The 12,267-nt window shown below is 41.7% G+C and carries 14 protein-coding genes; 8 read left to right on the top strand and 6 right to left on the bottom strand.

Features of this window, described 5'->3' with window-relative positions; all coding sequences use genetic code 11:
* Positions 1-23: 23 nt before the first annotated feature.
* A complete protein-coding gene (locus BP896_RS07435) occupies positions 24-1,892 on the bottom strand; it encodes a glycoside hydrolase family 15 protein (RefSeq protein ID WP_291767189.1) in 1,869 nt (622 codons plus the stop codon).
* 135 nt (positions 1,893-2,027) lie between these two features.
* On the opposite strand from BP896_RS07435, the gene BP896_RS07430 reads away from it, so the two are divergent.
* The gene (locus BP896_RS07430) at positions 2,028-2,792 is read left to right on the top strand and encodes an FAD-dependent thymidylate synthase (RefSeq protein WP_291767187.1); all 765 of its coding nucleotides are present in this window, start codon (positions 2,028-2,030) and stop codon (positions 2,790-2,792) included.
* 418 nt (positions 2,793-3,210) lie between these two features.
* On the opposite strand, the gene BP896_RS07425 is transcribed toward BP896_RS07430, so the two are convergent.
* A complete protein-coding gene (locus BP896_RS07425; RefSeq protein WP_291767185.1) occupies positions 3,211-3,669 on the bottom strand; it encodes a pantetheine-phosphate adenylyltransferase in 459 nt (152 codons plus the stop codon).
* Positions 3,670-3,808: 139 nt separating this feature from the next.
* On the opposite strand from BP896_RS07425, the gene BP896_RS07420 reads away from it, so the two are divergent.
* The 5 genes from BP896_RS07420 to BP896_RS07400 all read left to right on the top strand — a co-directional run bounded on the left by BP896_RS07420 (position 3,809) and on the right by BP896_RS07400 (position 8,672).
* Positions 3,809-4,048: an LSm family protein gene (locus tag BP896_RS07420; protein ID WP_291767183.1), complete on the top strand. Its 240-nt coding sequence runs from the start codon at positions 3,809-3,811 to the stop codon at positions 4,046-4,048.
* A gap of 108 nt (positions 4,049-4,156) precedes the next feature.
* On the top strand, positions 4,157-4,855 hold the full coding sequence (locus BP896_RS07415) for a diphthine--ammonia ligase (RefSeq protein WP_291767181.1): 699 nt from the start codon (positions 4,157-4,159) through the stop codon (positions 4,853-4,855).
* 259 nt (positions 4,856-5,114) lie between these two features.
* On the top strand, positions 5,115-6,341 hold the full coding sequence (locus BP896_RS07410; RefSeq protein ID WP_291767180.1) for a translation initiation factor IF-2 subunit gamma: 1,227 nt from the start codon (positions 5,115-5,117) through the stop codon (positions 6,339-6,341).
* 42 nt (positions 6,342-6,383) lie between these two features.
* Positions 6,384-6,848 (top strand): NUDIX hydrolase, encoded by a 465-nt coding sequence (locus BP896_RS07405; RefSeq protein ID WP_291767178.1) that lies wholly within the window; start codon positions 6,384-6,386, stop codon positions 6,846-6,848.
* A 57-nt stretch (positions 6,849-6,905) separates the two neighbouring features.
* The gene (locus tag BP896_RS07400) at positions 6,906-8,672 is read left to right on the top strand and encodes a glutamate--tRNA ligase (RefSeq protein ID WP_291767176.1); all 1,767 of its coding nucleotides are present in this window, start codon (positions 6,906-6,908) and stop codon (positions 8,670-8,672) included.
* A 152-nt stretch (positions 8,673-8,824) separates the two neighbouring features.
* Here the strand turns inward: BP896_RS07400 and BP896_RS07395 are convergent, their stop codons facing one another.
* Together BP896_RS07395 and BP896_RS07390 are read right to left on the bottom strand one after the other, a co-directional pair.
* A complete protein-coding gene (locus BP896_RS07395) occupies positions 8,825-9,289 on the bottom strand; it encodes a PUA domain-containing protein (RefSeq protein WP_291767174.1) in 465 nt (154 codons plus the stop codon).
* Positions 9,290-9,339: 50 nt separating this feature from the next.
* Positions 9,340-9,663, bottom strand: coding sequence for a hypothetical protein (locus BP896_RS07390; protein ID WP_291767172.1), 324 nt, complete (start codon positions 9,661-9,663; stop codon positions 9,340-9,342).
* Positions 9,664-9,753: 90 nt separating this feature from the next.
* On the opposite strand from BP896_RS07390, the gene BP896_RS07385 reads away from it, so the two are divergent.
* On the top strand, positions 9,754-10,392 hold the full coding sequence (locus BP896_RS07385; RefSeq protein ID WP_291767170.1) for a protein-L-isoaspartate(D-aspartate) O-methyltransferase: 639 nt from the start codon (positions 9,754-9,756) through the stop codon (positions 10,390-10,392).
* The gene (locus BP896_RS07380; RefSeq protein WP_291767169.1) at positions 10,389-11,573 is read left to right on the top strand and encodes a glycoside hydrolase family 1 protein; all 1,185 of its coding nucleotides are present in this window, start codon (positions 10,389-10,391) and stop codon (positions 11,571-11,573) included. Before BP896_RS07385 ends, BP896_RS07380 begins: the two co-directional genes overlap by 4 nt.
* A gap of 36 nt (positions 11,574-11,609) precedes the next feature.
* On the opposite strand, the gene BP896_RS07375 is transcribed toward BP896_RS07380, so the two are convergent.
* The gene (locus BP896_RS07375) at positions 11,610-11,798 is read right to left on the bottom strand and encodes a hypothetical protein (protein ID WP_291767167.1); all 189 of its coding nucleotides are present in this window, start codon (positions 11,796-11,798) and stop codon (positions 11,610-11,612) included.
* Positions 11,773-12,087: a DNA-directed RNA polymerase subunit L gene (locus BP896_RS07370; protein WP_291767165.1), complete on the bottom strand. Its 315-nt coding sequence runs from the start codon at positions 12,085-12,087 to the stop codon at positions 11,773-11,775. Before BP896_RS07370 ends, BP896_RS07375 begins: the two co-directional genes overlap by 26 nt.
* Between the last annotated feature and the right edge of the window lie 180 nt (positions 12,088-12,267).

Genomic DNA, 12,267 nt, shown 5'->3' with positions numbered 1-12,267 from the left:
ATTAGGATAAGCCCAATTGCTGTTTAACCATGATTGACGCTGGTTTGATTATAATTAAGCGCAGCTAACACATACATTGCAGCTGACCAAATTAATGGGGATGTTGATGGAAGTGGATTACCGTAATTTGGATCAATAGCCTCAGGCAATAGGCCGTATTCAGTGTGGTTAATTGCCCAGTTCATTAAATTTAATGCCGCAGTATAGTTACCTACCTCTTCATAGTAAAGTGCAAGGAAGAGTGTTGTTATTACCCAGGGTGGGCTTTGGCCACTACTATCGTATAGGTAAGCTGCGTAATGGTAAATGTCATTAGTATACCTAGCTAAGCCACCAACCTTACTATTCCATAAATTATCAATAACACAGTTAACTGCATTTACTGCTCTACTGCTTAATGGATTTATTAATCCAAGGTCAATGGGAAGTATTACTGATGAATCATAAATCACACTGGTTGGTGTTAAGGTGATTTGGATCTTACCCTGGTAATAAACTTCACTTGGCCTTAATGCCCTAACGTAACAACCGCCAAGGTAGAAGTAGTGTTGGATTGTATTATTCAATTTATTAATCATTGCCAGTATCCATGATGTATTATACCCCAATTCACTGAATAGCCTATATGATGCAACTAATCCATCTAAATCCACTGCCTGAGTCCAGAAATTGTAGGCATATAAATCCTCCCATATGCTTAAGTCCTGAGGTATTAAACCACTATTATTAATGACCCTGTACTCCCAATTCAGTGACTTATTTATTACTGGGATTAAATCATTTATAAAGGATTCATTATGGGTCAACTCATAGTACTGGTAAACCCCAATTTGAAACAACCCAACACTATCATACTCAGGAATACCATACCCGTAGTCAGGATCCCCATTGAAGAAACTATACCTAGTAAACCAGGTCCCTGAATTATTCTGAACCCTAGCCATCCAAAGCCAGTACTCTAATGCTGAATTATAATGCCCTGATTCCTGAAGGGCCATTGCATCAAATGAAGAATCCCTAACCCAAGTGTATAGGTAAATTGGTTCAGGCGACGCAGCGAATCCACCGGTTATTGGGCTTTGTGAATCCTTAATTAAGAGTAGGCTTAAGTAGTATTCATTGAGTAGGCAGCCACTTATGTTTGGCTTCCTCGACTTCATGAGCCATGAATTAACCCTCTCATTATTAATACTTAGTAGGTATTGAAGGGGGCTGGGTTTACCATTAATCATTAACTCAATGTAACTGAACCCACTAGCCTTCACGGTAACTTGGATTGACTTATACATTACGCTAACGCCAAATGAGGAACCGGGTGAATAAACTGTTATGTTTGGCTCACCATTAATGATTATGCCGCCCTTAGTGGGTTCATATCCATAATTACCTATAGCCTCAATAACGTAACTTAATGGTACCGTTGAGTTTTGGATAATTAAAACTGCATTAGTGTATGGGGGTATGGCGAATTCAACCCACCCATTAGTACCCCTTATAATTACTGTATTGTTTAATGTGAGGTAGGATTCATGAATATTACCGAGATTCTCAACGTATAGGCTTACGTTAACTAACCCAACTCCCTTAATCATAAGCCACCTTAATGATGTGGGCATTGTAGCTAACCCACCATTTTGGCTTAATCCAAAAATAGGGAATCCGGTGGATATTAAGGCACTCATATTCACCCAGTTACTGAGCAGTAGATATGATGCTGAGGGCGGTATATTATATGGGTATGTTGGATTAACTAAACCTGAGAAGGTGCAGTTACCTAGGTTTAATCCCCCTACCTTAGGAACATGGCTCCTAACGTGAATTAATACAATACTTACGCCAATTACCAATACCACCAGTATTATCGTAATCACTATTTTACTGCCTAATCTCATGTGATTACTTCAGCCACACGTTGGGTGTTTAAAGTTTTTCCAAATACCCAAGCTTAGCTTAGCATTACTTTAAAAATGAGGAACCACTTAACTCCTGGTGTACTTTTAAAAAATGTAGTGGGGAGATGGCAATTAATGCAATTAATTAAGCCTTCAGTTCAATTGATTAGGACTTGGGGTAGTGAGGAGGATATAGGCAGTATGCCCAATATACTGTATAGGCATGGTAATAGGATGAGCCTAGAAAATAGGATTAGGCTACTCCTCAAGTACGGGCATTATAATGTGCTTGAGTTCCTTGGTGCCCAGTGGCTTATCGAATGCTCTAGGGCTTGCACTCATGAGCTTGTTAGGCATAGGTTAGCTTCCTACTGGCAGGAGTCAACCAGGTTCGTGGATTACTCAAGGCCGGGGAACCTCAGATTCATAGTGCCATTAAGCCTTGCCAGTAAACTTACCCCAATCCTAGAGGGCTTAACTAACACGTATAGTGAATTACTAACCAGCATAGATATTGATTACGCTAGGTTAATCCTACCCAATGCCCTAGCCCAGAGGATTTGGGTAAGCATGAATATGAGGGAATTCCTCATTAACTTCCTACCACTGAGGACTGGTTTAGGTGCATATGGTGAATTAAGGCTCATAGCCTGGCTCATGTTCAATACGATTCTTAATGCATTCCCAATTACGGCTAAATGGGTTTGGGATAATTTACCAAGGCTCCATCCTGACTATAATATTGGCTACGCTAAGAGAATTGTGAATAAGGCTCATGTTAAGGAGTTAACTAGGAAATACAGTATTAATGATCCAAGGGTTTTAAGCATCCTATCTGCCTTTGAGGATTGGGATATTCCTGTGCCGGAGGGTTTAAGGAGACTAATGAACAATGGGTGAGGGTCGTAGGAATGAGGAGTAGATACTAGGAAATTAAGCCCTTAACTTCATTAATTAATGCCCATGCGGTGGGTATTCTTGCCTCATCTTCATTGATAGTAGAGCAATGAACTTCACCATCCAAGGCAGGGCGAGATTTTTAAGTAGATTTGGGGAGGTGAGTTGCTCATTAGCCCTCATCAAAGAGGGTAACCTTGGTGCCCAGGGGAGCTTCGCTATTTATGGCGAGGTCAGCTGGATGGGCTACGCATTGATTATAATGCTGATTACGTGTAAAAATTATGAAAAATCATGTTAAGCAGTTGATCGGGAAATGCACATGGATAATTACCTAGGCTTAAGTATACTTGGACCTAGCATATTATTAAGAAAAACACAATAATAGTGAATGAACATCATTGTAACTTAGATGACTTAATTACCTGGCATCCTTCAGTTTACTCCTTATTAGGGTACTTGAGAGTTTTACCCCGTAGCCATCTTTAATTATTGGTATAGATATGATTATTAGCGGGTTTAAGCCATTCTTAACCCTAATATTATTTATTTCAAATGCCCTAGGTAATGTTTCCAGGCTAACAACTATACCATCTATACTACTGTCAGATACCGCAGGTCCATATGGGTCACTTATCTTCGAGATAATAACCTTATCCTTATCAACCTGCAATTCCCTAGTTAACATCGTTAATAGTGCCTTAACCCTATCCTCAAATGGCTTAACCTTATAAGACTTATATGATTGGGCGAACTCATCACTAGTAACACCAATAAGTACTCTTTCACCATACTTAGCTGCAGTGTAAAGTATCATAATGTGCCCACTATGTATTGTATCGAATGTACCACCCAGCGCAAGTTTATGAAGCCTCAGCATAATCCTCTAAATTCAATCCACTGCCTCAGTAATATTAATTTTATGTGTATTAACGCTCACCCCTACTTAAGGGTCATTTATTAGGTAACATGCTTTAGCTGGAACAAAACTTATTAAAAACCTAAACTAGGGCAGCATTATGGCGAGTAGGTGTATGAAATTCGTTCAGGATGAATTAAGCTCCGTGGTTGGGAGTACAGTACTGGTTAAGCTAAGGGATGGTACAACCATAAGGGGGACCTTGAAGAATTATGACCAGCATATGAACCTGCTGCTGGATAACACTGAGGAGATAATTGACCCTAAGACATCCATTAAGAGGGGTATGGTTGTAATAAGGGGAGATACTGTACTTTTCGTATCACCAATAACAACATAATTGGCTGTAATGCAAATGCATATGAGGAGTTACAGGTATTGTTTTATGATGCCTTCATTTGAATTTACATCGCGGGCATTAGGTAAATGATTAAAGCGGAGATAATGAATGCGGCCTGTTTGCGCCTTATTTTCAGGGGGTAAGGATTCAACATACGCTATTCATTGGGCTATCATGCATGGTTTCGACGTTAAGTGTTTGGTTACTTTAATGCCTAGTAGGGAGGATTCCTGGATGTTCCATAGGCCAGCAGTTGAGTATACTAGGCTTCAGGCTGAAGCCATGGGGATTAGGCAGATAATTGAAGCGACCAGTGGGGTTAGGGATGAGGAATTAGTTGACTTAAGGAGGGCCTTAAAGAGGGCTATTAGTGAATGCGGAGTTACCGGGGTAGTTACTGGAGCTTTACTCTCAGATTACCAGAGAATGAACATTAATATGGTTTCAGAGGAATTGAATATGAGGGCATACTCCCCCCTCTGGAGGAAGAATCAGGCTAAATACCTCATGGAGCTTCATGAGGCTGGTTTAAGATTCATGATAACTTCAATAGATGCCTACGGCCTTGACCCACGATTACTGGGTAAGGTCTTAGATAAAACAGACCTAGAGTATATTGTTGAATTAGCGCAGAGGTACGGCTTTAATCCAGCCTTTGAAGGAGGTGAGGCAGAAACCTTCGTTATTGATGCCCCATTATTTAGAAAAAGCATTAAGGTAGAGGGTTACGTTAAGAGAACTGGGGAGTACTCATGGAGGTTCATTATTACTAACGCATCACTCGAAGGCAAGCCAGCACACGCTTAATTTTCCTGAAAATACACTCTCATTAATTACAGAATAGGCATCCACGATTACATTAGGGCTAATCCAAGTGCGGCCTAGTGCAATGTACTATGTTTAGCCATTAATCTTAAAATGCCCCCATAAAGCTTAATTGGGTTAATGGCCTCATTAATAAATGAGCCCCCTCAAGTAGTGGATTCTAAACTATGAATATTCTTAAAATAGGGATTTAAGTTAAGTAGGTTAAAGTTTTTAAGGTAAGAATCATTGGCTGATTGAGATGCAGGAATACACTTACCCAGATTCAATAGTAATAACAGCCGGCCACGTTGATCATGGTAAGACGACGGTAGTTCAAGCACTCAGTAGTGAGTGGGTTGCTAGGCATAGTGAGGAGATTAAGAGAGCTATGACTATTAAACTGGGCTACACTAACATTGATTTATACGAGTGTGGTGGAGAATACCCAATAGTCCCCATTGGGCTAATTAAAGATGGTAAATGCCCAGATGGTTCTGAGGCCAAGTTTGTTAGGAGAATATCAATACTTGATGCACCTGGCCATGAAGTCTTACTCTCAACCATGATTAGTGGGATCTCCTTCGTTGATGGCGCATTAATGGTTATTGACGCCTCAACGCAAGCCCCCCAACCACAGACTGAGGAGCATTTCATAGCTTTAACCATAATGGATACTAAGAGCCTTATTATTGCTCAAAATAAGATTGACTTAGTTAATAGGGATAAGGCTATTGAGAATTACATGCAGATAAGGAACTTCATAAAGGGTACTTGGGCTGAGGGAGCGCCTATAATACCAATGTCAGCTCTTCATAAGGTAAACATTGATGCGTTAGCATCAACCTTAAATAACGTTATTAAACCCAAGGTGATTGATTTAAGTAAACCACCCATAATGTACATTTTAAGGAGCTTCAACGTAAATAAGCCTGGTACACCACCAAGTAAGCTCATGGGTGGTGTAATAGGTGGTACATTGCTTCAGGGTAGGATTAGAGTTAATGATGAGATTGAGATTAGGCCAGGTCTTAAACTTGGGGATAAGTACATGCCTATTAGAACCAAGGTAACTAGTATTGCCATTGGAAATCAATTAATCGAGGAGGCAAGGCCAGGTGGATTAGTGGGTATTGGTACATTACTTGACCCGGCATTAACTAAGGCTGATGCACTAGTGGGTAGTGTTGTTGGGGAGCCTGGTAAACTGGCCCCAGTTTACGGAAGCATTGACATCGAGTACCACTTAATAAGTAGGAGGGGGGTGGATTCATCACTTAAGGTTGGGGAACCAGTAATGATTATTATTGGGTCAGCCTCAGTAATGGGTATTGTTAGGGGCTTCAGAGGTGATTCAGCATCAATAGACCTCAGGCGGGGGGTCTGCGCTCAAGAGGGGGCTAAGTTAGTTGTAATTAAGCAAGTGATGGGGAGGTGGAGGATTGTTGGTTGGGGTAAGTTAAAGGGAGGCAAGGTGATTTTAGACTAAACCCATAATAAGTTTAATTAACCCTAATAAGTTAAGTATTAAATGAGCAGGCAGTATCCAAAATATCCCTTAGTTGGAGTTGGTGCAGTGGTGATTAATGATGGTAAAATACTCCTTGTTAAGAGGGCTAATGAACCAGGTAAAGGTAAGTTAAGCATACCTGGTGGTATGGTTAATGCAGGTGAGGATCCGGGCAATGCAGCTGTTAGGGAACTTGAGGAGGAGACTGGATTAAAGGGTGAAGTTAGCCTGCTTCTTGGGGTTTACCAATACGTGGAGCATGATGATGAGGGTAACGTTAAGTACCACTTCATACTACTGGATTACTTAATTAACGTTAAGGGGGGTTCACTTAAGGCTTCAAGTGATGCTGCTGAGGTACTTTTCATTGATTTAAATAATGCCCTTAACATGAATTTAACCGAAACCACCAAGGAATTAATTAATGATATTTTATCTAAGGGTGTTAGCTCATGTATAGGATCAAGAAGCATTATTATGCATTAACCCAACCTCCACCTTTTTAAGGGGGAATTAGCAAGTGGTTAAGGGTGGTGATTAAGAGTGGAGAGTGATGTTAGGGATTTAGCTCTTAAGCATGCATTAATTAATGCAGTTAGGTTTAATGGTAAGGCTGATGTTAAGGCAGTTGTAAGTAAAATCTTTGCGGATAACCCCGAATTAAGGAGCAAGGCAAGGCAGGTGGTGGAGGTTGTTAGTGAAGTGGTTAATTACGTTAACTCACTAACATTGGATGAGCAGAGGAGGATACTTAAGGAGAGGTGGCCTGAGGCTCTTGGTGCTAGGAAGAGTACTGAGGAGAGGAGGGGGGATATTGAGTCCCTACCTGAGTTGCCTGATGCTGATAAGTTAAGTAAATTAGTGTTCAGGTTTGCCCCAAATCCAGACTTCTACCTACACCTTGGTAGCGCTAGGCCAGCCATAGTTAACTACGCCTACAAGCTTAAGTATGCTAATAAGGGTAAGGACTCAAGGTTCATCCTCAGGTTTGAGGACACTGACCCAAGGATAAAGAGACCCTTATTAGATGCCTATGACGCTATTAAGGAGGATTTAAGGTGGCTTGGGGTTAAGTGGGATGAGGAGTATATTCAATCAGATAGGATGAATATATACTATGAGTACGCCAGGAGGCTTATTGAAATTGGGGGAGCATACGTAGTCGCTAAGGGTAGTGGTTGTGAACCTGATGAATGGAAGAGGCTTAAGATTGAGGGTAAGCCATGCTTAACTAGGGAGGCTGAATCCTCTAGAAACCTTGAATTTTTCGATAAGATGCTTGATGGCGCGTTCAATGAGGGTGAGGCTATTGTGGCCGTTAAGACTGATTTAAGTAGCCCAGACCCCAGTATTAGGGATTGGGTAGCCTTCAGAGTAATAGACGCACATAAGTACCCTCACCCAAGGGTTGGGGATAAGTATGTTGTGTGGCCTACGTATAACTTCGCCGTAGCCATTGATGACCACTTAATGGGCATTACCCACGTGCTCAGGGCACAGGAACATAGGGTTAATACTGTTAAGCAGTACTACGTGTTTAAGGCCTTTGGCTGGGAGCAGCCATACACAATACACTTCGGTAGGCTTAAAATAGAGGGCTTGAAGCTGAGTAAGAGTATATTGAAGAAGCTGAACTTAACTAAGGATGATGTAACGCTACCAACCCTGGCTGGTTTAAGGAATAGGGGGATTACTCCGGAGGCTATATGGAGTCTAATACTATTCGTTGGCATTAAGGAGACTGATGCATCAATAAGCCTAAAGAACCTTTACGCCTATAATAGGCGTATAATAGAGCCATTAGCCAATAGGTACATGTTTGTTAAGAACCCTGTTAAGTTAAGGCTTAAGGGTGTGGGTGATTTAATTGAGGCTAAAATACCCATGCACCCCTCATACCCTGAAAGAGGGTTTAGGGTAATTAAGATTACTGGCGAGGGAGGCTACGCTGAGGTTTACGTGCAGGCTAGCGATGTTAAGCCAGGATTAATTATGAGGTTACTGGGGCTTGGTAACATTAAGGTGAGTAACGTTAGTGGTAATGAGGCTGAAGCCGACTTCATAGGCCAAAGCGTGGAGGATGCTAGGAGGAGTGAGGCACCAATAGTGCAGTGGGTGCCTGTTGATGCTGTTAATGCTGAGGTAATAGTCCCAGTTAACGTCGGCCAAGTAACAGTGGATAATGGCCTTGCTGAACCAACCGTGGCTAAGCTGGAGCAGGGAACAGTAATGCAATTCATAAGGTATGGTTTCGTTAAACTTATGGGGAACAGTAATAGTAAGATAAGGCTAGTGTATATTCATGATTAATAACCCTATTCACCTTAAGCTAACCACTAATCTAATACATCCACCTATGCCATGACCCTACGGTTCTCGGAACACCAAGCTTACCATTAGTGACCCCTTAGGCATCAGTAGGCCTTCCACATTTTACGTGAACAAAAAGAATATAAAAAGATTCAGCCCTTAATTAACTTAACATGGTGCCTAGTCTTAACAATAAACCCCCTACTAACAGTCCTGGCCTCCTCAGGCATTATTAAGAGCCTACCTACACCTATTACATTCCCACCCTCATCAATAATGGCTACATCCATGTTTTGAACAGCATTCTTAACCTCAATAACGCCCTTAACCGGAATACTCCTACCCTGCTTAACATATTGGGCTGTTTCATTATTAACCTTAATCCATGAATCCACTAATGATGCCCCATAGAGGGTTGGTATTAGTAACCCATCACTAGCCCTAATGCTGAAGGCTACCTTACCATTAACGTAAACATGCTTAATCCTCCTTAACGCATCATAGTACTCAACCTCAATATCCATGCTGCTTAACCTACTGGCAATCCTCCACCCATATACGTAGGCTATTATTGCAAGAGCCCTATTAACCAGGAACCTGCTCCTAGTCCTAACCATAGGTTTCACTTAAATCATGCGTATTTAATACTTCCCTCAGTGCCCGAAACCTACATGAATTGAGTTAAATCACCCCTCCTACTACCCTTAACTATGGCTGTGTAAAGCTTGCTGGCAAGTTCACTCCACTTTAACTCATCCTTAATGGCCCAAGATACTATTAGTGAATTATACTCGCTCAGCATTTTAAGGAAGCTAACCCAATCAATACCCCGAGCCTTCAATTCACCCCTCCAAGTGTTCCAAAGGTACTTAGCTAATTCATTACCAAACCATATGGCGAAGTTACTACAACCGGGCCCACTGCAAGTGCTCATCCTCCTCTTAATCCTATCCTTAATGTCAATTGGTTCAGGAGGTATATTCTCAACCATACTTAATAATCCTTTAACCTGGTAATAAATCTATAGTTTAACGTAGATTGTAAGAGGTATGTTTATTTAGGATTACTGAATTATAACTGCGTGGAGTTGAATGACTTTGAGAAAGCCAGGAGGAGACTTATAGATGATCTTAAGGCTGACGGCATCATAGTCAGTAGGGAGGTTGAGGAGGCAATGTTAAGCGTACCTAGGCACTTGTTCATACCCAATTACATTAGGCATTACGCCTACCAGGATACACCATTAGTAGTAATGAAGGGGCAGACCATAAGCGCCCCCCACATGGTTGCAATGATGTGTGAACTAATTAAACCTAGGAGGGGTATGAAGATTCTTGAGGTTGGTGCCGGAACAGGCTACCAAGCCTGCGTATGCGCTAAGGCTATTCAGGATGGTGTTGTTTACAGTGTTGAAATTGACCCATTCATCGCCTTATATGCGGCCATTAATGTAATTCATGTGGGCTTCAGCAGTATGGTTAAGGTGTATCAGGGTGATGGTAAGCTTGGGTTACCTAAACACGCCCCCTTTGATGCAGTGTTAGTTACAGCAGCAGCCTCCACCATTCCTCAACCCCTCCTGAATCAATTAGCAGTAGGTGGTGTAATGGTTATACCACTTAAGGAAGATGGCTACCAGAAGCTTTACGTTATTGAGAAGGATAAGGAGGAGGTTAGGAAGAGATTTATAACCTACGTATCCTTCGTTGACCTGAAATGAGTAAGGTAAAGGTACCAAGCGGCTTCATGATTGGTGCAGCATTATCAGCGTACCAGGTGGAGGGGAATAATGTTAATGCTGATTGGTGGCATTACGAGGGGGATAGGTTGCCTAGGAGTGGCTCAGCATGCGACTTCTGGAATAGGTATAGGAGTGATATTGAGTTAGCTGCCTCACTTGGGTTGAAGGCGCTTAGAATATCCATAGCCTGGGATAGGATTATGCCGAGTGAAGGTAAGGTTGATGATGAGTCAATGGATAGGTACGTGGATATGATTAAGGAAATTAGGGGTCACGGTATGGAACCCATAATCACCCTACACCACTTCGTTAACCCAATGTGGTTCACTGTGAAGGGTGGTTGGGTTAAGGAGGATAACGTGAAGTACTTCCTGGACTTCGTTAAGTATGTGGTGGATTCAGTGGGTGATAGCGTTAAGTTTTGGTTAACAATTAATGAAATTAACCTATACCCAATACTAGCGTACCTACTGGGTGTTTTCCCACCATTCATGATGAATATGGAGTACATGTGGAGGGCCCTCGTTAACCTACTTAAAGCCAGTGATGGAGCTTATGAATTAATTAAGAAGCCAAGTAATCAAGTTGGGTTAATTATACATATTATGCCCGCTAAACCAGCCTCAAGATTATCAATAATGGATTGGGGGTTAGCTGTGGGTATGAATTACATACTCAATAGAATGATAGTGAACACTTTAGCCAAGGGGAAGTTACCTGATTGGCTTAGTGGCGGTGAGGTTGGTGAATTGGATTACGTTGGGTTAAATTACTACGCCATAGCTAAGGTTAAGTTCAATCCATTAACCATGGGTGAATTAGTAACCTCAAGGCAGAATCAAAGGGGTTGGGTAATTAACCCAAGTGGCCTAAGGTGGGCTATTAGGTTAGTTAGGAGGATAGGGAAGCCAATAATGATTACTGAGAATGGTATAGCCACTGATAATGATGAGGATAGGATAACCTATATTGAGAAGCACTTAACCATAGCAATTAAGGAGAGGGTAATGGGTTACCTATACTGGAGCCTCCTTGATAACTATGAGTGGGAGATGGGTTATGGGGCTAAGTTTGGCCTAATTGCATGCGACCCAGTGACCTTAAGTAGGAGGCCCAGGGGAAGCGCCTACTTCCTGGGTAAATTAGCCAGCGGAGGCTGAGTTGTGGCTATATTAAGGGGAATCAACACCAATAGGTTAAGCTATGACTCTGATTAATTCAGCTTCAGTGAATTCACCTAGGTAGGTGCTCACTGAAACCTCACTATTATTCACCCTCTTGGCAATGAACTCGACACCATTAGCTCTAAGCACTGCAGCACACCAATTGGGGCTGGGTTCAATAATGTAAACCTTAGGCCTACTGCCCCTTCTCAGCCTCAGCATTTCCAACACCCAATTGAGGCATTAGTTTATTCTCCAATTCCCCTATATCACTAAGTATCCTATTAATTGCATCCTCAAGGACCTTAAGTGGATCCTTACCCTTAGTCCTAATCTTAAGGGTAATGTTCCTAAGCAATGGGTGATCCATATCAAACGTTGCGAACTCAACTTCAGGATCCTGGAGAATGTAGGTTAAGAGCGGTGACATGACCGTGTAATCCTCGCCCTCAACCATAACCTCCATGTAGTTACCATTCAACTTAATGCCCTTAACCTTAATCCTAGGCATTGCAATCCCCTCAAATAAACCCCTTATAAAGCTACGCTTAAACGAAATCCTAGGTAATGCAATATTAAATCATTTCAGCCGCCTCCTTCACTATCGGGTCTGTGAATTCAAGGTCATTATTAATTATTGAGTGATTCTTCAATGTAGTTAATATATCATGAATAACCCTATCACTTATAC

Source organism: Caldivirga sp. UBA161, assembly GCF_002506515.1.
Lineage (GTDB): Archaea > Thermoproteota > Thermoprotei > Thermoproteales > Thermocladiaceae > Caldivirga.
The sequence above is the reverse complement of the archived record's forward strand: the minus strand, read 5'-3'. Positions and strand labels throughout refer to the sequence as shown.

Coding starts and splice junctions, on each gene's coding strand:
- BP896_RS07435 (WP_291767189.1), bottom strand. CDS start 1,892: ATGAGATTAGGCAGTAAAATAGTGATTACGATAATACTGGTGGTATTG.
- BP896_RS07430 (WP_291767187.1), top strand. CDS start 2,028: ATGCAATTAATTAAGCCTTCAGTTCAATTGATTAGGACTTGGGGTAGT.
- BP896_RS07425 (WP_291767185.1), bottom strand. CDS start 3,669: ATGCTGAGGCTTCATAAACTTGCGCTGGGTGGTACATTCGATACAATA.
- BP896_RS07420 (WP_291767183.1), top strand. CDS start 3,809: ATGGCGAGTAGGTGTATGAAATTCGTTCAGGATGAATTAAGCTCCGTG.
- BP896_RS07415 (WP_291767181.1), top strand. CDS start 4,157: ATGCGGCCTGTTTGCGCCTTATTTTCAGGGGGTAAGGATTCAACATAC.
- BP896_RS07410 (WP_291767180.1), top strand. CDS start 5,115: ATGCAGGAATACACTTACCCAGATTCAATAGTAATAACAGCCGGCCAC.
- BP896_RS07405 (WP_291767178.1), top strand. CDS start 6,384: ATGAGCAGGCAGTATCCAAAATATCCCTTAGTTGGAGTTGGTGCAGTG.
- BP896_RS07395 (WP_291767174.1), bottom strand. CDS start 9,289: ATGGTTAGGACTAGGAGCAGGTTCCTGGTTAATAGGGCTCTTGCAATA.
- BP896_RS07390 (WP_291767172.1), bottom strand. CDS start 9,663: ATGGTTGAGAATATACCTCCTGAACCAATTGACATTAAGGATAGGATT.
- BP896_RS07380 (WP_291767169.1), top strand. CDS start 10,389: ATGAGTAAGGTAAAGGTACCAAGCGGCTTCATGATTGGTGCAGCATTA.
- BP896_RS07375 (WP_291767167.1), bottom strand. CDS start 11,798: ATGCTGAGGCTGAGAAGGGGCAGTAGGCCTAAGGTTTACATTATTGAA.
- BP896_RS07370 (WP_291767165.1), bottom strand. CDS start 12,087: ATGCCTAGGATTAAGGTTAAGGGCATTAAGTTGAATGGTAACTACATG.